Consider the following 23852-nt stretch of genomic DNA (forward strand, 5'->3'; position numbering starts at 1 on the left):
ACGGTACGGAAACCGTTTATTTACCCTGTTTTCACGTGCGCGTGGCGAATGCGCCACGCCTGTGAAGGAAGTAAATAGAAATTAACGCAATGCCTTGCTTGTAGGACAAAAGAAGGTAAAACGACACACGTGGCCGGAGTCGGGTTCTGCCCGATTGGGGACAACGGAAAAAGGTAAGAAGTGAATATGAAAGCTGGTTCAAAGTTTTTGAACGCGGTGTCGGCGTTTGCGCTGTCTGCTAGTGTTGTCGCATCGGGTGCGGGTGTCGTTGTACTTGCCTCTGCCCCTGTTGCTGAGGCCGCCACCATTCAGCGGGTCGAAGTCCGTGGTGCGCAGCGCGCCGGCGAGGAAGCCGTTCGCTCCAACATCACCATTCGTCCGGGTGTCAGCTTCTCGGAAGTCGATATCGATGAATCGGTGAAGCGTCTTTATTCCACAGGTTACTTCTCCGACGTTCGCATCAGCGTTTCGGGCCGTTCGCTCGTCGTGACTGTCAGTGAAAACCAGCTGGTCAACCAGGTTGTTTTCAATGGCAATCGCAAGATCAAGGACGACAAGCTTGCCGGCGTCGTGCAGACGCAGCCGCTTGGTCCCTACAGCGATGCCTTGCTTTCTTCGGATGTCGCGCGCCTCAAGGAAGCCTATTCGGCGACCGGCCGCAGCGATGTCGAAATCACCACGCAGGTTGTTCCGGTTGGTCAGGGTCGCGTCAACATCGCGTTCCAGATCAATGAAGGTGACCGCACCAAGATTTCCGACATCAATTTCGTCGGCAACCAGGCTTACGGCAATCGTCGTCTGCGTGATGTCATCGCCACGAAGGAATCCGGCCCGCTGTCGTTCCTGACCCGCAAGGATGTCTACAACGAAGACAAGCGTCGTGCGGATGAAGAGGCGCTGCGTCAGTTCTATTTCAATCACGGTTATGCCGACTTCCGCGTCGTCTCCTCGGATGCTGTTCTGGATGAGTCCAAGAACGCCTACACGGTGAACTTCACCGTCGAGGAAGGTCAGCGTTACACCTTTGGTGACGTTCGCGTCGAATCGACGGTCGATGGCGTCAATGCCGAAGACCTGCAGGGGCTGGTAAGGACCCAGACGGGCGACACCTACAAGGCCAGCGACATCCAGAAGTCGATGGAAGCCATTTCCGAGCGTGTTGCTGCTGCGGGTTACCCGTTCGCACGCGTCACGCCGCGTGGCGACCGTAACTTCCAGAACAACACGATCGGTGTTTCCTATCTGGTCGATCAGGGCGAGCGCGCCTATGTCGAGCGTATCGAGATCCGTGGCAATACGCGCACGCGTGACTACGTCATCCGTCGCGAGTTCGATATCAGCGAAGGCGATGCCTTCAACCAGACGATGATCACGCGCGCCAAGCGTCGTCTCGAAGCTCTGGGCTATTTCGGCAAGGTCAACATCTCGACCACGCAGGGCACGTCTGCTGACCGCGTCGTCATCGTTGTTGACGTCGAAGATCAGTCGACCGGTTCGTTCGGTATCGGCGTCGGTTACTCGCCGAGCAGCGACAGCGCGATCCTCGAAGCCTCGATCGAAGAAAAGAACTTCCTCGGCCGTGGTCAGTACATCCGTATTGCCGTCGGTGGCGGTCTTGATGATGCGCGTACCTACTCGCTGTCGTTCACCGAGCCCTATTTCCTCGGTTATCGCTTGGCGGCCGGTTTCGATGTGTTCAGGAGCCAGTCTTCGAACGAGGACTATTACGACTATAACGAACAGGGCTTCACGCTGCGCGTGACGGCGCCGATCACCGAAGATCTGGCGACGACCTTCCGTTATACCTATAAGGAAATCGGTTACGACGGTAACGGCGATTGGAAAACCACGACCAATCTGTCGCAGCCGTATATCGACATGATCGAACATGGCGATTACGTGCAGTCGTCGATCTCGCAGACCTTGACCTACAACACGGTCGACAGCATGACCCTTCCACGTGAAGGTATCTATGCAACCGCGACGCATGAATATGCGGGTCTTGGTGGCGATTCCGAATACTACAAGATTTATGGCCGTGCCCGTTACTTCGCCCTGCTTTCGGATGAAGCCGATATCATCGGTCAGGTTGCTGTAGGCGCCGGTCATGTTATCGCCACAGGCGATAATCTGAACATCTTCGACCAGTTCACCTTCGGCGGTAAGCAGGTTCGCGGCTTCGAGAACAATGGTATCGGCCCGCGTGTCGGTGATGATGCAATTGGCGGCACCACCTACTTCAACGCGTCTGCGGAAGTCAGCATTCCTGCTCCGGGCCTGCCTGAAGATTTCGGTCTGCGTCTGAACGCTTTTGCTGACGCAGGCGTGCTGTACGGCAACAAGGTTTCGATCACGGGCACTGACCCGCTGCGTGACGACAACTCCATCCGTGCGTCGGTTGGTGCAGGTATCACCTGGGCTTCGCCCTTCGGTGCGCTGCGCGTCGATTACGCCGTGCCGGTTGCCAAGGAAGACTACGACGAAACGCAGAATTTCCGCTTCAGCATGGCCAACCAGTTCTGATCCTTCTGGTCCAGAACGACCACATAAAATGTTCTGGAGCTGAGGCTGATGGACGATAACAGATTTTTTCCGCCCCATGAGGGGGTGAGCTTGAAAGAGCTCGCCCGCCACCTGGGGGCGGAGCTTTTGGATGAAACGGCTGGCGAACGGTTGGTCCGTTCGGTCTCGCCGGTATCGCGGGCAAAGGCCGGCGACATTTGCTACATCCTTTCCCGCAAGAACAAGGCAGAACTCGAAACCTGTCAGGCCTCGGCCATCCTGTGTGATGCCGGGCTGCGTTCTGCTGTTCCCGATCATATTCCGGTGCTTCTGACACGCACGCCGCATTCGGCATTCGCGGCAGCTGGCGCTCTCCTGCATCCTGAAGGTCTACGGCCGAGCGCCGTGACCTCCGAGCCTGCGGGCATTTCGCCTGCGGCTTACGTCGATCCGACGGCACGTCTGGAAGATGGCGTGCATGTCGAGCCGATGGCTGTCATCGGTGCAGGCGCTGAAATCGGTTCCGGCACCCGGATCGGAGCAGGGGCCGTCATCGGCGCCAATGTGACGATCGGCCGTGACTGCACGATTGCCGCAGGCGCTTCGGTTATTGCATCGATGATCGGCAATGGCGTGATCATTCACAACGGCGCACGCATCGGCCAGGACGGTTTTGGTTATGCACCGGGTCCGCGCGGTTTCATGAAGATCGTGCAGGTCGGCCGGGTGATCATTCAGGACAATGTCGAGATCGGCGCCAATACGACGATCGACCGTGGCGCCATGGATGATACCGTAATCGGCGAAGGCACGAAGATCGATAATCTGGTGCAGATTGCCCATAACGTTCGCATCGGGCGTCATTGCGGCCTTGCATCGGGTACGGGCATTGCCGGATCGACCACCATCGGCGACGGCGTAATGATCGGTGGTGCTTCGGGCATCAATGGTCATATCACGATCGGCGACGGCGTGCAGATCGCCGCCATGAGCGGTGTTGTCGGCGATATTCCGCCGAAGGCCAAATATGGTGGGATTCCGGCGCGACCCATGCCCGACTTCCTGAGAGATATTGCAGAAATCATGATGCGTTCCGATGAACGCGCAAAGAAAAGAGGAGACCGGAATGGCTGAGGGCAACACGACCCTGGCGTCGGCAGACATCCAGCAGATCATGAAGCTCTTGCCGCACCGCTATCCTTTCCTGCTGGTCGACAAGATCATCGGGATCGACGGTGATAATTCGGCGATCGGCATCAAGAACGTGACGGCCAACGAGCCGCATTTCACCGGACATTTTCCGGACCAGCCGATCATGCCGGGCGTTCTGCTCGTTGAAGGCATGGCCCAGACGGCCGGCGCCATCTGCGCGCTGAAGGAAGGTGAGGGCGGCAATCTCGTCTACTTCATGACGATCGACAATGCCCGCTTCCGCAAGCCGGTCGTGCCGGGTGATCGCGTCGAGTTCCATGTCACCAAGCAGAAGCAGCGCGGCAACATCTGGAAGTTCCACTGCGATGCAAAGGTGGATGGTGCCGTGGTCGCGGAAGCAGATATCGGCGCAATGATCCGCCGCAAGGGCGAGTAATGAGCACGATAGCAGCAAGCGCACGCATCCATCCCATGGCAGTTGTCGAGGATGGTGCGGTCATCGGCGAGAACGTCTCGATCGGTCCGTTCTGTCGGGTCGGTCCGAAAGTCGTCCTCAAGGATGGCGTCGAACTGATCTCCAATGCCGTTGTCAGCGGCCGTACCGAAATCGGTTCCGGCACACGTATTTTCCCGATGGCGGTGATCGGTGGCGATCCGCAGAGCGTTCATCACGCTGGCGAGGAAACCACGCTGTTTGTTGGCGCAAACTGCACGATGCGTGAAGGCGTGACGATGAACACCGGTACGGTGGAAGGCGGCGGCACGACCGTCGTCGGTGATCGTTGCTTGTTCCTTGCCAATTCTCATGTCGCGCATGACTGCATTCTCGGCAATGACATCATCATGTCGAACAATGTGATGCTGGCCGGCCACGTGAAGGTTGGCGATCGCGTCATCCTCGGTGGTGGTTCCGCCGTGCACCAGTTCAGCCGTATCGGCCGTCAGGCCTTTATCGGCGGCCTGTCTGCGGTGAACTATGACGTCATCCCGTATGGTATGCTGAACGGCAATCCCGGCCTTCTTGGCGGCCTCAATGTCGTCGGCATGACGCGCGCCGGTATTGAACGCGCAACCATCCACAAGGTTCGCCGTGCCTTCAAGGATATCTTTGAAGCCGAAGGCAATATCCGCACCAATGCCGCAGCGCTGCGTGACGAATATGCCGATTGCCCGGAAGTCATGGAAATCCTCGACTTCATAGGTGCCGATAGCGATCGTGCGATTTCCTCGCCGCATCGTGGCAAGGCCTGATATTTTGGCCGGCGTTCCGGCAAACTCTTCGAAAGGCCGCTTGGCGATCATCGCCGGAAGCGGCCTTTTGCCGTTCTATGTGGCCGAAGCCGCCCGTCGCGCTGGCGAGGATCCCCTGATCGTTCCCTTGAAGAGCGAAGCCGACCGCGATTTTTCCAGCTTCGAATGTGTTCCGGCCAGCGTCGGTGATCTGGCGACGATCGAAAAGGCCGTGCGGGATCTCGGTATCGGCCGTGTGGTTATGTCCGGTGGTGTGGCCCGCCGGCCGGAATGGCGCGAAATCCGGCCCACTTGGCGCACGATCCGCAAGATGCCGTCCGTCGTGCGCACGCTGCTGGCGGGTGGCGACGATACCGTGTTGCAGATGGTCATCCGCCTGTTCGAGGCCATGGGCTGTGAGGTCATGGGCGTGCACCAGATCGCGCCGGATCTTCTGGCAACGGTCGGTCCGATCGGCCGTGTTTCGCCCTCGGATGATGATCGTCGCGATATCCACAAGGCAGGCCATGCGGCGCGTCTGCTGGGTGAACTGGATGTCGGTCAGGGCTCCGTCAGCGTCGGTGGTCGTATCGTTGCTCTGGAAGGTGTCGAGGGTACGGATGCCATGCTGCAGCGCGTTGCGGCTCTGCGGGCAGCCGGTCGCGTTTCCGCGCGCCGCAAGGGCGTGCTGGTCAAACTCTGCAAACCGCAGCAGGATATCCGCGCCGACCTGCCGACGATCGGGCCTTCGACCGTACGCAATGCGGTGGCAGCGGGCCTTGCCGGTATTGCCGTGGAAGTTGGCCGCGCGCTGGTGCTCGACCGTGAGGAGATGATTGCACTGGCGGATGCCGAGGGCATTTTTGTCTGCGGCATCGATGCCGGACTGCCGGATGAGGGGTTGTCATGAGTGAGCGTGTTCTGAAGGTTGCCGTGATTGCCGGCGAGGTTTCGGGAGATCTGCTCGGCGGCGATCTGATTGCCGCATTGAAAACGAAGACCGCAGCACCAATCGAACTGGTTGGCGTCGGCGGCGATGCGCTGGAGGCGCAGGGCCTGCATTCGCTCTTCGATTTTTCCGAATTGTCGATCATGGGCATTACCCAGGTTCTGGCGCGTCTGCCGAGCCTGATCCGCCGTATCGGCCAGACGGCGGATGCGATCATTGCCGCAAAACCGGATGTGCTGATCATCATCGACAGCCCGGATTTTACCCATCGCGTGGCGAAGAAGGTGAGGGCGGCTCTGCCCGATCTGCCGGTCGTCAATTATGTCTGCCCCAGCGTCTGGGCCTGGAAGGAATATCGCGCCAAGGCGATGTTGCCTTATGTGGACCGCGTACTGGCAGTACTGCCTTTCGAGCCCGAGGCAATGCAACGTCTGGGTGGGCCACGCACGGATTTTGTCGGCCATCGCCTGACGGCAGATCCCGACATTTTGCGCGTTCGCGAATTGCGCGCGCAACGACCGCTGAGAAGCGCTGATGATGCGAAGACAATTTTGCTCCTGCCAGGCTCACGTGGGGCCGAGATCAAGGCCCTGTTGCCGATCTTTGGCGAGGTGATGCAGGAGTTCGTCCGCCGCAACGGGCCGACGCGTTTTATTCTGCCGACCGTCAAACGGCGCGAAACACTGGTGCGGGAAATCGTTTCCGGTTTCGAGATCAAGCCGGAGGTCATGTCTGACCAGTCGGGTAAATGGGCAGCCTTCGCCGAAGCCGATGCGGCGATCGCGGCATCCGGAACCGTCATCCTCGAGCTTGCTCTGGCGAATGTTCCGGTCGTTTCCGCCTACAAGGCCGATTGGCTGATCACCATGATGGCCAAACGTATCAAGATATGGTCCGGCGCTCTGCCAAACCTCATCGCAGATCGTGTGGTCGTTCCGGAATATATCAATGAAGTGGTGCGTCCCGGTGCGCTCTGCCGTTGGGCCGAACAGCTTTCATATGACAGCAGCCCGCGCCGGGCCATGCTGGAAGGTTTCGATCTGACCTGGAAAAACCTCAGCGTGCCCGTGCCGCCGGGAGAAGCGGCCGCCGCCATCGTGATCGATCTTCTTGTCCATAAAAAACCCGGCCATTGACCGGGTTTTTCTTTGTCTCAATGTCCCGAGCTTAGCGCTTGGAAACCGGAACGTAATCGCGCTGGGCCTCGCCGGTATAGAGCTGGCGCGGGCGGCCGATACGCTGCTGCGGATCTTCGATCATTTCGGCCCACTGCGCGATCCAGCCGACGGTGCGGGCGAGAGCGAAGAGCACGGTGAACATCGTGGTCGGGAAGCCCATCGCCTTCAGCGTGATGCCCGAATAGAAGTCGATGTTCGGATAGAGCTTCTTCTCGATGAAGTAAGGATCGGTCAGCGCGATCTTTTCGAGCTCCATGGCGACCTGCAGAAGCGGATCGTCCTTGTGGCCAAGCTCTGCGAGAACCTCATGCGTGGTCTTCTGCATGATTTTCGCGCGCGGGTCGTAGTTCTTGTAGACGCGGTGACCAAAGCCCATCAGGCGGAATGGATCGTTCTTGTCCTTGGCGCGGGCAATGTATTCCGGAATCTTGTCGACCGTGCCGATTTCCTGCAGCATGTTCAGCGCTGCTTCATTGGCGCCGCCATGAGCGGGGCCCCAGAGGCAGGCAATGCCAGCGGCGATACAGGCAAACGGGTTGGCGCCCGAAGAGCCGGCGAGACGAACGGTCGAGGTCGAGGCGTTCTGCTCGTGATCCGCATGCAGAATGAAGATGCGGTCCATGGCACGCGCCAGAACCGGGTTCACCTTGTACTCTTCGCAGGGGACGGCAAAGCACATCCGCAGGAAGTTCGTCGAATAGTCGAGGTCGTTCTGCGGATAAACGAAGGGCTGGCCGATATGGTATTTGTAGGCCATCGCAGCGATCGTCGGCATCTTGGCGATCATGCGGAGCGAGGCAACCATGCGCTGATGCGGATCGGTGATGTCGGTCGAGTCGTGATAGAAGGCCGACAGAGCGCCAACCGTGCCGACCATGACGGCCATCGGATGTGCGTCACGACGGAAGCCGCTGAAGAACTTGTTCATCTGCTCGTGCACCATGGTGTGGTGCGTGACGCGATGATCGAAATCCTTCTTCTGTGCGGCGGTCGGCAGATCGCCGTAAAGCAGCAGGTAACAGGTTTCCAGGAAGTCGCCGTGTTCAGCCAGCTGTTCGATCGGGTAACCGCGGTGCAAAAGCACGCCGTTGTCGCCGTCGATATAGGTGATCTTGGATTCGCACGCCGCAGTGGAGGTGAAGCCGGGGTCGTAGGTGAAGGCGCCGGTGTTCTTGTACAATGCGCCGATGTCGATCACGTCAGGCCCAATCGTGCCCTTCTTGACCGGCATCTCGACTTTTTTATCGCCAAGAACGATGTTTGCGCTCGTATCCGTCATATAATCCTCCGAAATAGGCGGAAATGGCGCTGGAGAAGCGCCAAAAGAAAAGAAGCGTCCTGATTAGCTATATGATCCGACGCTCGCTGCCAAGCGCCTGTGGGCGGTATTTGTGCAATGCGAAAAATATGTAGGCAAACCGTCGGTTTTCTCGGCAATCTATAGTTGGAGCTGCTTGCGGGTTTGTTTCACCGGCGCGGTGCCTAACCTGATCCGGCCTTTCTCTCCGCTCTCCTGCAAACCAGCTCGAAGGAGTGATTTTGGCGTTGACGGATTGTTGCTGCAGGTGCAATCCTTGGTGGTGTTTGGTTGGGCGGCGTTTGGGAGGGGCGGATGCCGGCGGAGCTTATGCCGAAGCCGGACTTTCGGTCGAATTTGCCTTCCCGAGATGCTTCGGATGGAGGTCAGGAAGGCCACTCCCATGCACTTATGGACTCACTTGCCGGGGCGGACGAAAGGGATGGCGGCCACCGGGGCAATGGCGCGAATGGTCGCACCCGGCTCCGATCGGTAGGCGCTGCGTTTCCTGGCCTGCGAATTTTCCGCGCGAAGCGATCTTTCGATCTTGTTCCGCATCATTCCTACACTCTCGCGTCGAAATGTTGGGCGGCTGTCGCGCGCCTGAATGCGGCGCTGCCGGCAATGCTGGCCGAGGAACAGTCGCATGGGCATGCCTTTCTGGCCTTGCCGGTTCTTGTCGGTCTCGGGGCCGTCATCTGGTTTGCGCTGCCGACCGAGCCTGCCACATGGCCCCTGATTGGTGCTTTGCTGGCCTGCGCCACCCTCGGTCTGGTTCTGCGGGGGCATCATGGGTGGAAGCGTCACGCGGCGCTGGCCGTGCTTTTCCTTTTGGCGGGAATGCTGCTGGCAGCCTGTGAAAACTGGCGAATGGCCACCGTCATGCTCGATCAGCCTGTGACGACGATGGTGACGGGCGTGGTCGAAATGCGAGAGCCGAGCGGCAAAGGGCGCTGGCGTTACGTGTTGGCACTCGAAAAGACGGAAATGCCGACGCTGCGGCGACAACCGGGGCGCATCACCGTGATTTCCCGCGGCAAGACGGTGTTTGATATCGGGGATCGGATCAGTGGCCGGGCGCGATTATCGCCGCCGTCAGGTCCGGCGCTGCCGGGCCTTGTGGATTTTGCCTTCAATTCATATTTCGACGGCGTTGGCGCCATCGGTTATTTTTACGGCACGCCGAGCCTCGCCGATGGGACCGTCACGGTCAGTTGGGGACAGTCCATGGAGCGGATGTTCTTCACCTGGCGTAGCGCGATCGCGACACGCATCCGTGATACCGTTCCCGGCGATGCCGGAGCCTTTGCCGCCGCCATCGTTACCGACGAGCGGCGTGCCATTTCCAGTGAGACGACCGAGGCGCTACGTGTTTCCGGGCTGGCGCATATCGTTGCGATTTCGGGTTTGAACATGGCGCTCGCGGCCGGCATCTTTTTTGTCGGCATGCGCAGCCTGCTTGCTCTCTTGCCGGGGTTTGCGCAGGCCTTTCCAGTCAAGAAACTGGCAGCTGCGGCGGCCCTGCTGATGGCGACCGGTTATTATCTGATCTCCGGTTTCGGCGTGTCTGCCGAGCGCGCCTATATCATGATGGCGATCATGCTTGCGGCGGTGTTTTTCGATCGTCCGTCGATCAGCCTGCGCAATGTGGCGCTGGCGGCGCTCGTGGTGCTTGTCGTCTCGCCTTCGGAAATTCTGGGCCCGAGTTTTCAGATGTCCTTTGCGGCGACCGTGGCGTTGGTTGCGGGATATTCGGCGTGGAGCCGGCGGCGGGAGAAAAACGGCGATGATCCGCCATGGCGGCCGGCCACGCTCAAGCCGGTTTTTGCCGTCGGGCATCTCATCGGTGGCGTGTTCGTCACCTCGCTGATCGGCGGGCTTTCGACGGCGATCTTTTCCATCGATCATTTCCATCGGATGTCCACCTATGGGCTGGTTGCCAATCTGGCCGCCATGCCGCTCGTGTCGTTCATCGTCATGCCATTCGGTCTGATCGGAATGCTGTTGATGCCCTTCGGCCTCGATGGCCCTTTTCTGCAAATCATGGGTTTCGGTCTGCAGGGCGTCATCGTGGTCGCCAAGACCATCGCCGGCTGGGGAGGCGATGTCGGTATCGGCCGTCAGCCGTCGGGGTTCCTGCCTGTGGCAACGGCCGGTTTTCTTGTCCTCACCTTGCTGCGGACGCGGCTTCATCTCCTGGGGTTGCCGCTTCTGGCTCTGGCCATTTTTCTCTCATGGCGGGCAGGACACGATCCGCCACCGGATTTTCTGGTTTCGGAAGATGGCAGTCTCGCCGCGTTTCTGGAAGGGGCGCAGGTCAACGCCAGCCGCGCTCGACCGCCCGGTTTCATCTATTCGCAGTGGCGTCACGCTTTATCGTTACCGCAGCCGACCGGGCCGGTCTTGCTGGACCTTCCGACACCCGGGAACAAGGAGACGGCATCCCCGCCAATCGTCGCTTCGGTGGCAAGTAATTTGGACGCGGAAACGCCGGGTTCGGGCTCACTTGCCTCCTCAGTTGCACAGGCAGCCGATCCCGCACAGAAAATTGGCGCGCCGGCAGCAGCGCCACCTTCTGCCGGCGCAAGGGCAGGCCGAGAACGGTTAAAGCCTGAAGAGCTGGCCCAAACCCGACAGGCAATGCAAAAAGCATTACTGGAGAACCGTTCCGAAACATTCGTCTGCGCGGCTCGATCATGGTGTGTCGCAAAATCAAACGACGGCGCGACGGTCGCGGTCGTCGAAGATGCGCGTTTTGCCGGCACCGCCTGTGATGTCGTGCAAGTGGTCATCGCCGCGCGCGCCCGTTTCGATCGCTGCCGGTCGGGCGCCCTGATGATTAATGGCGAGGCTTTGCGCCGCACGGGGGCGCTGGAAATCCGATTTAACGGAAAATCCGATCCTCAGGATTGGTCGTTCATCGCCGCCATGGTTGGTGCCGATCGTTCCTGGATGCGTCACCGCCAGTATGACTGGCGGCGAAATATTTTTGATCCGGCATTGCCGGAGCCGCTGCAATCTTTGAGCAGCGGCGCGAAGCCTTAGCCCGGACCTAAACTAGTGATAGCGGCGAATGAGGCCGACCAGCTTGCCCTGAACTTTTACGCGTTCCTGCGGGAAGATGCGGGTCTCATAGGCCGGATTTGCAGCTTCAAGAGCAATCGACGCGCCTTTGCGGCGGAAACGTTTCAACGTCGCCTCCTCGTCATCCACAAGCGCAACGACGATATCGCCCGGCGTGGCTGTGTTGCCGTTGCGGATGATGACGGTATCGCCATCGAGAATGCCGGCCTCGATCATCGAATCGCCGCGCACTTCCAGCGCGTAATGTTCGCCATTGCCGAGCATTTCCGGTGGCACGGCGATTTCATGCGTCGTGTTCTGGATTGCCGAGATCGGCACACCTGCGGCGATACGGCCCATGACCGGGACGGTCGTTGCCGCAAAACTGTCATTGGCGACCGGCGGTGGCGTGGCCGTCTTGACCGGTTGGGTCTTGCCAAGGCTGCCTTCGATGACGCTCGGTGCGAAAGGCTTGCGCGGCGTCAGGCTGGCGCTGTAGGCATCGGGCAGCTTGATGACTTCAAGCGCGCGTGCCCGATTGGGCAAACGGCGGATGAAGCCGCGTTCCTCAAGTGCCGTGATCAGGCGGTGAATGCCCGATTTGGAGGCCAGATCCAGCGCATCCTTCATCTCGTCGAACGACGGTGGGACGCCGGATTCCTTCATGCGTTCGTGAATGAACAGAAGCAGTTCCTGCTGTTTGCGCGTGAGCATGGCGGGTCCTTGAAGGTGAAACAAATCCAGAACGGACACTATATGTTCCATGTGTGTTCTGCAAGGGGCGAAAATTGGTAATGCCCGGAACGAAGCGTGCGCATGCTGATCTTGATCATGAGCCGGGAAAGGTTGATCACTCATCCTGAAACCCGTTTTGAAAAGGGGCGGCTATGTTCACCATCGATCATATCGTTCTGCCCACCTCTTCGCTTGATCGTGCGCGCCGTCGATTAAGCCTGCTCGGCTTCACGGTCGCAGCCGATGCCGCACATCCGTTCGGCACCGGAAATACCTGTGTTTTCATGGGAGACGGCACTTATCTGGAGCCGCTCTCCGTGGTGGATGCGGGCCTTTATGAACGCGCGATTGCGGCCGGGAATGTGTTCGTGGCTGAGGATCGGCATGCGCGTGCGGTGATGGGCGATGAGGGGTTTTCCGCCATTGCACTGGCAACGAAGGATGCGCGTTCAGACCATGAGCGTTTTAGCCGCGCAAAACTTTCAGGCGGCGAGATGCTGGAATTCTCCAGGCTGGTACGGTTGCCGGATGGATCGGAAAAACTCGCACGTTTCCGCCTCGCCTTTGCAACGCGCGGCGATACCGATTCGTTCGGGGTGTTCACGTGTCAGCGGCTTGATCCCTTGCCGGCGGATCGAGCGGCGCTGGAGCGCCATGAAAATGGTGTGTCGGGGCTAGCGGAGATCGTGCTGGTGTCGGAAGATGCAATGGCCGCCTGTGTCGAGCGCCTGCAGATCATGTTCAATGGCGCAGCGGATTCGGCCGCGGACAGCCATCATGTCTTCTCCGCGAGCAATGCCGTCGTGACACTGTTTTCCACTAGCGCCTTCAAGGCTGAGTTCGCGGCTGATGCAGGATTTGCGGCGTTGCCAGTGCCGCGCCTCACCGGCGCTGCCATCGTCTTCCGTGTTTCCGATCTCACCGTGACACGGGCTGTGCTTGCTGCTAATGACGTCGCATTCATGGATAAGGGCAGTCGCATCGTGGTTGCCCCGGCGCCCGGGCAGGGTGCCGTATTTGCTTTCGAGGAGTGATCATGGCTGTCAGCGCCAAGGCCGAAGTAACCGTCGGCGAGGGGGCCAAGCAGGTCCTTTTTTCCAACAGCAAAAAGCTCTCTTTGATTGCCGGCCCCTGCCAGATGGAGAGCCGCGATCATGCATTCATGATTGCTGGCACGCTGTCTGAACTCTGCGAGAAGCTGGGTATCGGTCTCGTTTACAAGTCGTCCTTCGACAAGGCGAACCGCACCTCGATTGCCGGCAAGCGCGGCATCGGGCTCGAAACGGCAATGGAAATCTTTGCCGATCTCAAGAAGGAATTCGGCTTTCCGGTTCTGACCGATATCCACACGGAAGAGCAGTGCGCTGTTGTCGCCGAGACTGTGGACATTCTGCAGATCCCGGCCTTCCTGTCGCGCCAGACCGATCTTCTGGTCGCGGCCGCAAAAACCGGCCGCGCCATCAACGTCAAGAAGGGCCAGTTCCTGGCGCCCTGGGACATGAAGAATGTCCAGGCGAAATTTACTGAAAGCGGCAACGGCAATGTGCTTCTGTGCGAGCGCGGCGCATCCTTCGGTTACAATACGCTGGTGTCGGACATGCGTTCGCTGCCGATCATGGCGTCGCTTGGTTCACCGGTTATTTTTGATGCCACCCATTCCGTGCAGCAGCCGGGCGGGCAGGGCGGTTCGAGCGGCGGTCAGCGCGAGTTCGTGGAAACTCTGGCGCGTGCAGCGGTGGCTGTCGGCGTCGCCGGCGTTTTCATTGAAACCCATGAGGATCCGGACAATGCGCCGTCAGATGGCCCGAACATGGTGCATCTGAAGGACATGCCGAAACTTCTGGAAAAACTGCTGGCTTTCGACGCCATCGCCAAGGCCGCTTGAAGTAGCCCATGTGACAAATTGCACTTTTGACCACCGTCAAGGAACCAAAAGTGCCTGCACTGTAATTGCCGTGTCATTGATTGTGAGCCATTTTCAGTGACCGACGAGACGTCAACCTGAGGAGAGACCATTGACTGCCATTACCGATATCATTGCCCGCGAGATCCTCGACAGCCGCGGCAACCCGACCGTTGAGGTCGACGTCTATCTCGAAGACGGCACGATGGGCCGTGCTGCCGTTCCGTCGGGCGCTTCGACCGGTGCGCATGAAGCCGTCGAGCTTCGCGATGGCGGCAAGCGTTATGGTGGCAAGGGCGTGCTGAAGGCTGTCGAAGCCGTCAACACCGAAATCTTCGATGCCATCGGTGGTTTCGATGCCGAAAGCCAGATCCATATCGACAAGACGATGATCGCGCTGGACGGTACGCCGAACAAGTCGCGTCTCGGCGCCAACGCCATCCTCGGCGTATCGCTCGCCGTTGCCAAGGCTGCTGCCGAATCCTCCGGTCTGCCGCTCTACCGTTACATCGGTGGTGCAGCTGCCCACGTTCTGCCGGTTCCGATGATGAACATCATCAACGGCGGCGCCCATGCCGATAACCCGATCGATTTCCAGGAATTCATGGTCATGCCGGTCGGCGCGGAATCGATTGCCGATGCCGTTCGTATTGGTTCGGAAATTTTTCACGTTCTGAAAAAGGAACTGGGCGCGCAGGGCCACAACACCAATGTTGGTGACGAAGGCGGTTTTGCGCCGGGCCTGAAGAGCGCCCCGGAAGCCCTCGACTTCATCATGAAGTCGGTCGAAAAGGCCGGTTACAAGCCGGGTGAAGACGTCTTCCTCGGCCTCGACTGCGCCTCGACCGAGTTCTTCAAGAACGGCAAATACGAGATGGAAGGCGAGGGCCGTACGCTCGAGCCGGAAGCCATGGCCGATTACCTCGCAGAATTGGCCGCAAAATACCCGATCATCTCGATCGAAGACGGTATGGCCGAAGACGACTGGGATGGCTGGAAGTACCTGACCGACAAGATCGGCTCCAAGGTTCAGCTGGTCGGCGACGATCTGTTCGTCACCAACTCGGCCCGCCTGCGCGACGGCATCAAGATGGGCACCGCCAACTCGATCCTCGTCAAGGTCAACCAGATCGGCTCGCTGACCGAAACGCTCGATGCGGTCGAGACGGCGCACAAGGCGCGTTACACCGCCGTCATGTCGCACCGTTCGGGTGAGACCGAGGACTCGACGATTGCCGATCTCGCCGTCGCCACCAACTGCGGTCAGATCAAGACAGGCTCGCTGTCGCGTTCGGATCGTCTCGCCAAATACAACCAGCTGATCCGCATCGAGGAAATGCTCGGCCCGCAGGCTGTTTATGCCGGTCGCTCGATCCTGAAGTTCTAAGATTGTCGCGTGGCCGCAAGGCTGCCGCGTTTGATTGTGAAAGCCCGCGGCTCAGGTCGCGGGTTTTTGCGTTTCCGCGTTCACGCCAACATGGTCAACGATTGCTTAAACAAGTTCTGCGACTGTCAGGGCAGATTATTGCGTGACGGGATTCTCAACGAGCATGTGGACCAAGCATCATAAGCCAAGAAAACTGGGCCGTTTTGTCCTTCCCGCCATCACCGTCGCTTTTCTCGGTTATTTCGGTTATCATTCCGTCCATGGTGATCTCGGGCTGATAGCAACGGAGGAGTTTGAGCGTCAGCGCGTGCTGCGTGCGGCCGATCTCGCTAAATTGACGGAAAAACGCCAGGCGCTGGAGCGTCAGGTTGCGCTTCTGAGCGATGGCTCGATGGAGCGGGATATGCTCGACGAAACCGCGCGTTACCAGCTCAACGTCTCGCGCGCGGACGAGATTGTCATTTTTAACGGCAATCGCTAACTTAACCGAGTTCAGGTTAATCAAAATTTTTCTTGATAAATCATAGGTTTATCAAGCATGTGAGCCATGCAAATATGTCATTGCTGGCGCGCACATTTGTGCCTATGTTACGCCTCGAAACCGGGACGCGCCACAATGGTATGGCGAGCCCTACTTCGATTAAGCGCAGTACATAGGGAGGGATAGATGGCGCCTGCTAAAACCGCGTCCACGTCCGGCCGCAGATCCGCGGCAAAGTCTGCAAACAAATCCGTTTCCAAATCGGCTCCTAAGGAATTCACCGGCAAGAACACGCCGGATTTCGGCAAGGACGACGAGCTTCACGCCTATCGTGAAATGCTGCTCATCCGCCGCTTTGAAGAAAAGGCCGGCCAGCTTTACGGTATGGGCTTCATCGGCGGCTTCTGCCACCTTTACATCGGCCAGGAAGCTGTCGTTGTCGGCATGCAGATGGCCCAGAAGGAAGGCGATCAGGTTATTACCGCTTACCGTGACCACGGTCACATGCTGGCGGCCGGCATGAGCCCGCGCGGCGTCATGGCGGAACTGACCGGGCGTCAGGGCGGCTTGTCGAAAGGCAAGGGCGGCTCGATGCACATGTTCTCGAAAGAGAAGCATTTTTACGGCGGCCACGGCATCGTCGGTGCACAGGTCTCGCTCGGCACGGGTCTCGCCTTCGCGAACTCCTACCGTGGCAATGACTCGGTATCGGTCGCCTATTTCGGCGACGGCGCTGCCAACCAGGGTCAGGTTTACGAGAGCTTCAACATGGCTGCTCTCTGGAAACTGCCGATCATCTATATCGTCGAGAACAACCGTTACGCCATGGGCACATCGACTGCCCGCGCAACGGCGCAGGCGAACTATTCGATGCGCGGTGTCGGTTTCGGTATTCCCGGCGTCCAGGTGGATGGCATGGATGTCCGCGCCGTCAGGGCGGCGGCTGAAGAGGCTCTCGAACATTGCCGTTCCGGCAAGGGCCCGATCATCCTCGAAATGCTGACCTACCGTTACCGCGGCCACTCGATGTCCGACCCGGCGAAATATCGCTCCAAGGAAGAAGTCCAGAAGATCCGCTCCGAGCAGGATCCGATCGAGCAGGTGCGCCAGCGCATTCTCGATGGCGGCTGGGCGACCGAAGACGATCTGAAGGCGATCGACAAGGATATCCGCGACATCGTTTCGGATTCGGCCGATTTTGCGCAGAACGACCCCGAGCCGGATGCATCCGAGCTCTACACCGACATCTTGCTCTGAGCCGCGGGGAGAGAACACATGCCTATTGATATCCTGATGCCCGCGCTTTCTCCGACCATGGAAGAAGGCACGCTGTCCAAGTGGCTGAAGAACGAAGGTGACGCCGTCAAGTCCGGCGATGTCATCGCCGAGATCGAGACCGACAAGGCGACCATGGAAGTGGAAGCCGTCGATGAAGGCGTGATCGGCAAGCTGCTGGTCGCGGCCGGCACCGAAAACGTCAAGGTCAACACCAAGATCGCCGTGCTGCTCGAAGAGGGCGAAAGCGCCGACTCGATTTCCGCAGACGCGCCGAAGGCCGATGCCGATACGCCGGCTGCAACCTCTGACGCCGCTGGCGGCAAGGCACGCGAAGCTTCCGAGGAAACCCCTGCTGCTGCCAAGGTTCCGGCCCAGCCGAAGCTCGAAGTCGCTGCCGATCCGGATATTCCGGCCGGCACCGAAATGGTCATGACCACCGTGCGCGAAGCGCTGCGCGACGCCATGGCCGAAGAAATGCGCCGCGATGGCGACGTGTTCGTCATGGGTGAGGAAGTCGCCGAATATCAGGGCGCCTACAAGATTACGCAGGGCCTGCTGCAGGAATTCGGCGACCGTCGCGTCATCGACACCCCGATCACCGAACACGGCTTTGCCGGCGTCGGCGTCGGTGCTGCCATGGCCGGTCTGAAGCCGATCGTCGAGTTCATGACCTTCAACTTCGCCATGCAGGCGATCGACCAGATCATCAACTCCGCTGCCAAGACGCTCTACATGTCCGGCGGCCAGATGGGTGCTCCGATCGTCTTCCGTGGACCGAATGGTGCGGCTGCCCGCGTTGGCGCCCAGCACAGCCAGGACTACGCGTCGTGGTACAGCCAGATCCCGGGCCTCAAGGTCGTCATGCCGTACACGGCAGCTGACGCCAAGGGCCTGCTCAAGGCTGCCATCCGCGATCCGAACCCGGTCGTCTTCCTTGAGAACGAAATCCTGTACGGTCAGTCCTTCGAAGTTCCGAAGATGGATGATTTTGTCCTGCCGATCGGCAAGGCGCGCATCCACCGCAAGGGCAAGGACGTGACCGTGGTTTCCTTCGGTATCGGCATGACCTACGCCACCAAGGCGGTTGCCGAGCTCGAAAAGGAAGGCATCGATGTCGAACTGATCGATCTGCGCACGCTGCGTCCGATGGATCTTCCGACCGTCATTGAGAGCGTCAAGAAGACCGGCCGTCTCGTCACCGTCGAGGAAGGTTACCCGCAGAACTCGGTCGGCACCGAAATCGCCACCCGCGTCATGCAGCAGGCTTTCGATTATCTCGATGCGCCGATCCTGACGATTGCCGGCAAGGACGTTCCGATGCCTTACGCGGCAAACCTCGAAAAGCTGGCTCTGCCGACTGTCGACGAAGTCGTTCAGGCGGTGAAGACCGTCTGCTACAAGTAAGGAAGAGGTGATACGATGCCTATCAACATCACCATGCCTGCCCTGTCGCCCACCATGGAAGAGGGCAACCTCGCCAAGTGGCTCGTCAAGGAAGGCGATACGGTCAAGTCCGGCGACGTGATCGCCGAGATCGAAACCGACAAGGCGACGATGGAAGTTGAAGCCGTGGATGAGGGCGTGATCGCCAAGATCGTCGTCCCGGCCGGCACCGAAGCGGTCAAGGTCAACGCCCTGATCGCCATCATTGCCGAAGAAGGCGAAGACGTTGCTGCCGCTGCTGCCGGTGCGGGTTCCGCACCGAAGGCGGAAGCGAAAGCCGAAGCTCCGAAGGCAGAAGCCGCCAAGGAAGCTCCGAAGGCTGAAAAGCCGGTGACCGACGCTGCTCCGGCAGCTTCGACCCCGGCGCCGGTTGCCGCAGACGGCAATCGCGTTTTCTCGTCGCCGCTTGCTCGTCGTCTGGCTAAGGAAGCCGGTCTCGATCTCTCCGCCGTCACCGGCACCGGCCCGCATGGCCGTGTCGTCAAGGCTGACGTCGAGAAGGCCGCTGCCGGTGGTGCGGCCAAGGCTGCTCCGGCTGCCGCTGGCCCGTCTGCTGCCGCCCCGGCGCTCGCCAAGGGTCCTTCGGACGACAACGTGCTAAAACTGTTTGCGGATGGTTCCTACGAACTTCTGCCGCATGACGGCATGCGCAAGACGATTGCGGCCCGCCTCACCGAGTCGACGCAGACGGTTCCGTCCTACACGATCTCGATGGATTGCCTGCTCGACAACCTCATGGCGCTGCGTGCGGACATCAACAAGTCTGCACCGGTGAAGAAGACGGAGAAGGGCGAGGTTCCGGCCTTCAAGCTTTCCGTCAACGACTTCATCATCAAGGCGATGGCGCTGGCCCTGCGCGATGTTCCGATGGCAAACGCCTCCTGGACTTCGACCGCCCGCGTTCTGCACAAGCACGCCGATGTCGGCGTTGCCGTTTCCATCCCGGATGGCCTGATCACGCCGATCGTTCGCAAGGCCGAAACAAAATCCCTGTCGGTCATCTCGAACGAGGTGAAGGACATGGCCAAGCGCGCCCGCGACAAGAAGCTGAAGCCGGAAGAATACCAGGGCGGCACGACTTCCGTGTCCAACCTCGGCATGTTCGGCGTGTCGTCGTTCACATCGATCGTCAACCTGCCGCAGGCCTCGATCGTTTCGATCGGTGCCGGTGTGGAAAAGCCGGTCGTCAAGAATGGCGAGATCAAGGTCGGCACGGTGATGACGGCTACCTTTGCCTTCGACCACCGCGTCATCGATGGCGCGCTCGGCGCGGAACTCGCTTCCGCCTTCAAGCGCTACATCGAAAACCCGATGTCGATGCTGGTATAATGGTGTTTCGGCCGCGGTGCATGCCGCGGCCGGCTCCGTTTTGCGGGTGTTGTCGGACGATACAACTCGGTCGTGACATTTGACTGCTCTGTATCCATATTTGGATGGGAAGGCAGTCAGAAGCGCGAAGGAGCGTATTCGATGGCGAATGAACCTGCAGACATGATCATTCCGATGTTGCGAGAAATTCGCACCGATATCGCAGATATAAAGCAGCAATTGCATAAGCTCGATAATGGTCAGAAGAGCATTCGTAATGCTCTGACCGCGGATACGATGATGTCAAAATTCATAACCGGCGACTTTGAGGATCGGATTGCCGAGCTTGAGAGTCGGGTTGAGGCGTTGATGAAAGGCAAGTGATCAAAGCCGCGATTTCCGAATTGTTGGTATTGGTCGTCGCCTGCAGGGAATGACTGGCATATGGACAATATGAAAACCGTTCTCTGCTTTGGCGACAGCATCACCTGGGGTTTCGATCCTGAAGGTTCCGGCCGTCACGCGTTCGAAGATCGCTGGCCAAGCGTTCTAGCATCGGCCCTCGGTGAAGGCGTCACCGTTATCGCCGAAGGTCTCAACGGTCGCACCACCGGCTACGACGATCATCTTGCCGATTGCGACCGCAATGGCGTCAAAAACCTTCCGACGCTTCTGCATACGCATCAGCCTCTCGATCTCGTCATCATCATGCTCGGCACCAACGACATGAAGCCGGTCATCGCCGGTACGGCACACGCAGCACGCGCGGGCATCCAGCGGCTTGTGGGACTTGTTCGCCACCACGAATATTCGTTCGACTATGACGCACCGGATGTGCTGATCATCGCGCCACCACCACTTGCCGAGACGGCTGATCCGATCTTTTCGGCCATCTTTCGCGGCGGCATCGAACAATCGACCATGCTGGCATCGCTCTATCGTGACCTTGCCGATGATCTCGGCTGCGGTTTTTTCGATGCGGGTTCGGTCGCGAAGACAAGCCCGATCGACGGCGTGCACCTGACGGCAGAACATACGCGGGCCATCGGCCGCGGTCTGGAACCAATCGTCCGTATGATGCTCGGTTTGTAACCGGGCAACACCTGGCCGGCCGCTCATGCAGGCCGCCTACAATGACTTGAAGATAAAGGCAGAAAACAATGGCTCAATCTTACGACCTCATCGTCATCGGCTCCGGCCCCGGCGGTTATATCGCGGCGATCCGTGCTGCCCAGCTCGGCATGAAAGTCGCCGTCGTCGAGCGCGAACATCTCGCCGGCATTTGCTCCAACTGGGGCTGCATCCCGACCAAGGCGCTGCTGCGCTCTGCCGACGTGCTGCACACGGCGAGCCACGCCAAGGATTACGGACTGACGCTGGAAGGCACGATCAAGCCCGACGTAAAGGCAATCGTTGCCCGTTCGCGTGGCATTGCCGCGCGCATGAACAACGGCGTCGGTTTCCTGTTCAAGAAGAACAAGGTCGATATCATCTGGGGTGAAGCCAAGATCACCAAGCCGGGCGAGATCGTCGTCGGCAAATCGACGAAGCCCGTCGTAGAGCCGCAGGGTCCGGTGCCGAAGAATACGCTGGGCGAGGGCACCTATACCGCCAAGCACATCATCGTTGCGACCGGTGCGCGTCCGCGCGCGCTGCCGGGTATCGAGCCGGATGGCAAGCTGATCTGGACCTATTTTGAAGCCATGAAGCCGGAAGAACTGCCGAAGTCCTTGCTGGTCATGGGCTCGGGCGCCATCGGCATCGAATTTGCCTCCTTCTACCGCACCATGGGCGTCGACGTCACCGTCGTCGAAATCATGAGCCAGGTCATGCCGGTCGAAGACGCGGAAATCTCCGCCTTCGCCAAAAAACAGTTCGAAAAGCAGGGCATCAAGATCCTTCTCGAAGCCAAGGTCGCCAAGATCGAGAAGGGTTCAAACTCGGTCACCGCCACCATCGAGAAGAAGGACGGTTCGTCTGAAAAGATCACTGCTGACCGCATGATATCGGCTGTCGGCGTACAGGCAAACATCGAAAACATCGGTCTGGAAGCCGCCGGCGTGAAGACCGACCGCGGTTTCATCGTCATCGATGGCTACGGCAAGACCAATGTTCCCGGCATCTACGCGATCGGCGATGTTGCCGGTGGCCCGCTGCTCGCCCACAAGGCCGAGCATGAAGCGGTTGTCTGCGTCGAAAAGATCGCCGGCCTTCCGAATGTTCATGCCACCGACAAGAGCAAGATCCCGGGCTGCACCTATTGCAACCCGCAGGTCGCCTCGGTTGGTCTGACCGAAGCGAAGGCCAAGGAGCAGGGCCGCGATATCCGCGTCGGCCGCTTCTCCTTTGCCGCCAACGGCAAGGCCGTGGCGCTCGGTGAGGATCAGGGCATGGTCAAGACCATTTTCGACAAGAAGACCGGCGAACTGCTCGGCGCCCACATGGTCGGTGCGGAAGTCACTGAACTGATCCAGGGTTTTGTTGTCGCCATGAACCTGGAGACGACCGAGGAAGACCTGATGCACACCATCTTCCCGCATCCGACCATTTCGGAATCGATGAAGGAAAGCGTGCTCGACGCCTATGGCCGCGTGCTGAACGCCTGATATTGCGGGGCCTTATCCGGCATTGCGTCCGGGTGAGGCCCTAACCATATCTGGGTTTTGAACATCAGGAGAGTGGAATGGGCGTCGGCTGGTTTGCAGCAATCATCATCGGGGGCTTGGCAGGCTGGCTTGCCGGCAAGCTGATGGATATGCGCTTCGGCATATTCATGAACATCATCATCGGCATCGTTGGTGCGGTGCTCGCCAATGCGATCTTCGACAGCGCTAACATCCATGTCGCCGGCGGATGGCTGGGTTACCTTGTGCAGGGTTTCGTCGGTTCCTGCATTTTGCTATTTGTCGCCAAACTCGTCAGACGTTGACGGGAAGCCGCACCAACAGCGGCGGAGGAACAGTCTACCATGGTCACCATTCTCGACAGGACGTCGCTCTCGGATGAGAAGCGCATCCGTCACCCTGAAAAGGCACATCGCCCGGATACCGAGGTGATGCGCAAGCCCGAATGGATCCGCGTCAAGGCGCCGGTCTCGAAAGGCTATCAGGAAACCCGTTCGATCGTGAAGGAGCACAAGCTCGTCACGGTCTGCGAAGAGGCGGGCTGTCCCAACATCGGTGAGTGCTGGGATAAAAAGCACGCCACCTTCATGATCATGGGTGAAATCTGTACCCGCGCCTGTGCCTTCTGCAATGTCGCCACAGGCAAGCCCAACGCACTCGATCTGGCCGAGCCGGAAAACGTCGCCAAGGCAGTGAAGGAAATGGGCCTGTCCCACGTCGTCATCACCTCGGTGGACCGTGACGATCTGGCCGATGGCGGGGCCGAACATTTCGAGAAGGTGATCTGGGCGATCCGTGCGGCATCGCCGCTGACGACGATCGAGATCCTGACGCCGGACTTCTTGAAGAAGCCGGGTGCGCTGGAGCGTGTTGTTGCTGCCAAGCCGGATGTGTTCAACCACAATATGGAAACGGTGCCGGGCAATTACCTCACGGTGCGCCCCGGTGCGCGGTACTTCCACTCGGTTCGCCTGTTGCAGCGGGTGAAGGAACTGGATCCGACCATTTTCACCAAGTCCGGCATCATGGTCGGCCTTGGCGAAGAGCGCAATGAAGTGCTCCAGTTGATGGACGATCTGCGCACTGCCGACGTCGATTTTCTCACCATCGGCCAGTATCTGCAGCCGACCCGCAAGCACCACAAGGTCGAAAAATTCGTCACGCCGGAGGAGTTTAAATCCTACGAGACGGTTGCCTATACCAAGGGTTTCCTGATGGTCGCTTCGAGCCCGTTGACGCGCTCGTCGCACCATGCCGGTGACGATTTCGCGCGTTTGAGAGCGGCTCGTGAAAAGAAGCTGCTTGTAGCTGCCGAGTAAAAC

Annotated in this window: 22 protein-coding genes; 19 read left to right on the forward strand and 3 right to left on the reverse strand. The window is 59.3% G+C overall.

Going from position 1 to position 23852, the window contains the following annotated elements:
• Positions 1–186 precede the first annotated feature (186 nt).
• Genes bamA through lpxB form a run of 6 tightly spaced genes read left to right on the forward strand, consistent with a single transcriptional unit; the run spans position 187 to position 6969 of the window.
• Complete coding sequence (bamA, locus tag J2T09_RS13825; RefSeq protein ID WP_306835546.1) at positions 187–2523, forward strand: outer membrane protein assembly factor BamA; 2337 nt, start codon at positions 187–189, stop codon at positions 2521–2523.
• 48 nt (positions 2524–2571) lie between these two features.
• A complete protein-coding gene (gene lpxD / locus J2T09_RS13830) occupies positions 2572–3636 on the forward strand; it encodes a UDP-3-O-(3-hydroxymyristoyl)glucosamine N-acyltransferase (protein ID WP_306835547.1) in 1065 nt (354 codons plus the stop codon).
• Entirely contained in the window at positions 3629–4090 is a 462-nt protein-coding gene (gene fabZ / locus J2T09_RS13835; RefSeq protein ID WP_306835548.1) for a 3-hydroxyacyl-ACP dehydratase FabZ, read from the forward strand. Before lpxD ends, fabZ begins: the two co-directional genes overlap by 8 nt.
• The gene (gene lpxA, locus J2T09_RS13840; RefSeq protein ID WP_306835549.1) at positions 4090–4905 is read left to right on the forward strand and encodes an acyl-ACP--UDP-N-acetylglucosamine O-acyltransferase; all 816 of its coding nucleotides are present in this window, start codon (positions 4090–4092) and stop codon (positions 4903–4905) included. Before fabZ ends, lpxA begins: the two co-directional genes overlap by 1 nt.
• Before the next feature lie 4 nt (positions 4906–4909).
• Complete coding sequence (locus J2T09_RS13845) at positions 4910–5794, forward strand: LpxI family protein (protein WP_306835645.1); 885 nt, start codon at positions 4910–4912, stop codon at positions 5792–5794.
• On the forward strand, positions 5791–6969 hold the full coding sequence (lpxB, locus tag J2T09_RS13850; protein ID WP_306835550.1) for a lipid-A-disaccharide synthase: 1179 nt from the start codon (positions 5791–5793) through the stop codon (positions 6967–6969). The genes J2T09_RS13845 and lpxB overlap by 4 nt, the downstream gene beginning before the upstream one ends.
• A 31-nt stretch (positions 6970–7000) precedes the next feature.
• On the opposite strand, the gene gltA is transcribed toward lpxB, so the two are convergent.
• Both gltA and J2T09_RS13860 read right to left on the reverse strand, forming a co-directional pair.
• Positions 7001–8290, reverse strand: a complete 1290-nt coding sequence (gltA, locus tag J2T09_RS13855) for a citrate synthase (protein ID WP_306835551.1) — start codon at positions 8288–8290, stop codon at positions 7001–7003.
• A gap of 435 nt (positions 8291–8725) precedes the next feature.
• Positions 8726–8869, reverse strand: coding sequence for a hypothetical protein (locus J2T09_RS13860; protein ID WP_306835552.1), 144 nt, complete (start codon positions 8867–8869; stop codon positions 8726–8728).
• Positions 8870–8932: 63 nt separating this feature from the next.
• Here J2T09_RS13860 and J2T09_RS13865 point away from each other — a divergent pair, with 63 nt between their 5' ends.
• On the forward strand, positions 8933–11353 hold the full coding sequence (locus J2T09_RS13865; protein WP_306835553.1) for a ComEC/Rec2 family competence protein: 2421 nt from the start codon (positions 8933–8935) through the stop codon (positions 11351–11353).
• Between the two features lie 12 nt (positions 11354–11365).
• On the opposite strand, the gene lexA is transcribed toward J2T09_RS13865, so the two are convergent.
• Positions 11366–12085: a transcriptional repressor LexA gene (lexA, locus tag J2T09_RS13870; protein ID WP_306835554.1), complete on the reverse strand. Its 720-nt coding sequence runs from the start codon at positions 12083–12085 to the stop codon at positions 11366–11368.
• A gap of 173 nt (positions 12086–12258) precedes the next feature.
• On the opposite strand from lexA, the gene J2T09_RS13875 reads away from it, so the two are divergent.
• The 12 genes from J2T09_RS13875 to lipA all read left to right on the forward strand — a co-directional run bounded on the left by J2T09_RS13875 (position 12259) and on the right by lipA (position 23849).
• Positions 12259–13140 carry a VOC family protein gene (locus tag J2T09_RS13875; RefSeq protein WP_306835555.1) on the forward strand — a complete coding sequence of 294 codons (882 nt, stop codon included), beginning with the start codon at positions 12259–12261 and terminating at the stop codon, positions 13138–13140.
• Positions 13141–13142: 2 nt separating this feature from the next.
• Positions 13143–13991 (forward strand): 3-deoxy-8-phosphooctulonate synthase, encoded by an 849-nt coding sequence (gene kdsA, locus J2T09_RS13880; protein WP_306835556.1) that lies wholly within the window; start codon positions 13143–13145, stop codon positions 13989–13991.
• A 130-nt stretch (positions 13992–14121) separates the two neighbouring features.
• Positions 14122–15396, forward strand: coding sequence for a phosphopyruvate hydratase (gene eno / locus J2T09_RS13885; RefSeq protein WP_306835557.1), 1275 nt, complete (start codon positions 14122–14124; stop codon positions 15394–15396).
• Positions 15397–15559: 163 nt separating this feature from the next.
• Complete coding sequence (locus J2T09_RS13890; protein ID WP_306835558.1) at positions 15560–15877, forward strand: FtsB family cell division protein; 318 nt, start codon at positions 15560–15562, stop codon at positions 15875–15877.
• Between the two features lie 186 nt (positions 15878–16063).
• Positions 16064–17134: a pyruvate dehydrogenase (acetyl-transferring) E1 component subunit alpha gene (gene pdhA / locus J2T09_RS13895; RefSeq protein WP_306835559.1), complete on the forward strand. Its 1071-nt coding sequence runs from the start codon at positions 16064–16066 to the stop codon at positions 17132–17134.
• A gap of 18 nt (positions 17135–17152) precedes the next feature.
• Positions 17153–18559, forward strand: a complete 1407-nt coding sequence (locus J2T09_RS13900; RefSeq protein ID WP_306835560.1) for a pyruvate dehydrogenase complex E1 component subunit beta — start codon at positions 17153–17155, stop codon at positions 18557–18559.
• A gap of 15 nt (positions 18560–18574) precedes the next feature.
• Positions 18575–19927, forward strand: coding sequence for a pyruvate dehydrogenase complex dihydrolipoamide acetyltransferase (locus J2T09_RS13905; RefSeq protein WP_306835561.1), 1353 nt, complete (start codon positions 18575–18577; stop codon positions 19925–19927).
• A gap of 141 nt (positions 19928–20068) precedes the next feature.
• A complete protein-coding gene (locus J2T09_RS13910; RefSeq protein ID WP_306835562.1) occupies positions 20069–20290 on the forward strand; it encodes a hypothetical protein in 222 nt (73 codons plus the stop codon).
• Positions 20291–20359: 69 nt separating this feature from the next.
• Positions 20360–20998: an SGNH/GDSL hydrolase family protein gene (locus J2T09_RS13915; protein WP_306835650.1), complete on the forward strand. Its 639-nt coding sequence runs from the start codon at positions 20360–20362 to the stop codon at positions 20996–20998.
• A 68-nt stretch (positions 20999–21066) separates the two neighbouring features.
• Positions 21067–22512: a dihydrolipoyl dehydrogenase gene (lpdA, locus tag J2T09_RS13920; RefSeq protein WP_306835563.1), complete on the forward strand. Its 1446-nt coding sequence runs from the start codon at positions 21067–21069 to the stop codon at positions 22510–22512.
• 77 nt (positions 22513–22589) lie between these two features.
• The gene (locus J2T09_RS13925) at positions 22590–22835 is read left to right on the forward strand and encodes a GlsB/YeaQ/YmgE family stress response membrane protein (protein ID WP_112503624.1); all 246 of its coding nucleotides are present in this window, start codon (positions 22590–22592) and stop codon (positions 22833–22835) included.
• A gap of 39 nt (positions 22836–22874) precedes the next feature.
• The gene (lipA, locus tag J2T09_RS13930; RefSeq protein WP_306835564.1) at positions 22875–23849 is read left to right on the forward strand and encodes a lipoyl synthase; all 975 of its coding nucleotides are present in this window, start codon (positions 22875–22877) and stop codon (positions 23847–23849) included.
• Positions 23850–23852: the final 3 nt, after the last annotated feature.

The organism is Neorhizobium huautlense (assembly GCF_030811685.1).
GTDB lineage: Bacteria > Pseudomonadota > Alphaproteobacteria > Rhizobiales > Rhizobiaceae > Neorhizobium > Neorhizobium huautlense_A.

Excerpts from the sequence above, each read along its gene's own strand:
- bamA (WP_306835546.1), top strand. The coding sequence starts at position 187 with ATGAAAGCTGGTTCAAAGTTTTTGAACGCGGTGTCGGCGTTTGCGCTG.
- lpxD (WP_306835547.1), top strand. The coding sequence starts at position 2,572 with ATGGACGATAACAGATTTTTTCCGCCCCATGAGGGGGTGAGCTTGAAA.
- fabZ (WP_306835548.1), top strand. The coding sequence starts at position 3,629 with ATGGCTGAGGGCAACACGACCCTGGCGTCGGCAGACATCCAGCAGATC.
- lpxA (WP_306835549.1), top strand. The coding sequence starts at position 4,090 with ATGAGCACGATAGCAGCAAGCGCACGCATCCATCCCATGGCAGTTGTC.
- lpxB (WP_306835550.1), top strand. The coding sequence starts at position 5,791 with ATGAGTGAGCGTGTTCTGAAGGTTGCCGTGATTGCCGGCGAGGTTTCG.
- gltA (WP_306835551.1), bottom strand. The coding sequence starts at position 8,290 with ATGACGGATACGAGCGCAAACATCGTTCTTGGCGATAAAAAAGTCGAG.
- J2T09_RS13860 (WP_306835552.1), bottom strand. The coding sequence starts at position 8,869 with ATGATGCGGAACAAGATCGAAAGATCGCTTCGCGCGGAAAATTCGCAG.
- J2T09_RS13865 (WP_306835553.1), top strand. The coding sequence starts at position 8,933 with ATGCTGGCCGAGGAACAGTCGCATGGGCATGCCTTTCTGGCCTTGCCG.
- lexA (WP_306835554.1), bottom strand. The coding sequence starts at position 12,085 with ATGCTCACGCGCAAACAGCAGGAACTGCTTCTGTTCATTCACGAACGC.
- J2T09_RS13875 (WP_306835555.1), top strand. The coding sequence starts at position 12,259 with ATGTTCACCATCGATCATATCGTTCTGCCCACCTCTTCGCTTGATCGT.
- kdsA (WP_306835556.1), top strand. The coding sequence starts at position 13,143 with ATGGCTGTCAGCGCCAAGGCCGAAGTAACCGTCGGCGAGGGGGCCAAG.
- J2T09_RS13890 (WP_306835558.1), top strand. The coding sequence starts at position 15,560 with ATGTGGACCAAGCATCATAAGCCAAGAAAACTGGGCCGTTTTGTCCTT.
- pdhA (WP_306835559.1), top strand. The coding sequence starts at position 16,064 with ATGGCGCCTGCTAAAACCGCGTCCACGTCCGGCCGCAGATCCGCGGCA.
- J2T09_RS13900 (WP_306835560.1), top strand. The coding sequence starts at position 17,153 with ATGCCTATTGATATCCTGATGCCCGCGCTTTCTCCGACCATGGAAGAA.
- J2T09_RS13905 (WP_306835561.1), top strand. The coding sequence starts at position 18,575 with ATGCCTATCAACATCACCATGCCTGCCCTGTCGCCCACCATGGAAGAG.
- J2T09_RS13910 (WP_306835562.1), top strand. The coding sequence starts at position 20,069 with ATGGCGAATGAACCTGCAGACATGATCATTCCGATGTTGCGAGAAATT.
- J2T09_RS13915 (WP_306835650.1), top strand. The coding sequence starts at position 20,360 with ATGAAAACCGTTCTCTGCTTTGGCGACAGCATCACCTGGGGTTTCGAT.
- lpdA (WP_306835563.1), top strand. The coding sequence starts at position 21,067 with ATGGCTCAATCTTACGACCTCATCGTCATCGGCTCCGGCCCCGGCGGT.
- J2T09_RS13925 (WP_112503624.1), top strand. The coding sequence starts at position 22,590 with ATGGGCGTCGGCTGGTTTGCAGCAATCATCATCGGGGGCTTGGCAGGC.
- lipA (WP_306835564.1), top strand. The coding sequence starts at position 22,875 with ATGGTCACCATTCTCGACAGGACGTCGCTCTCGGATGAGAAGCGCATC.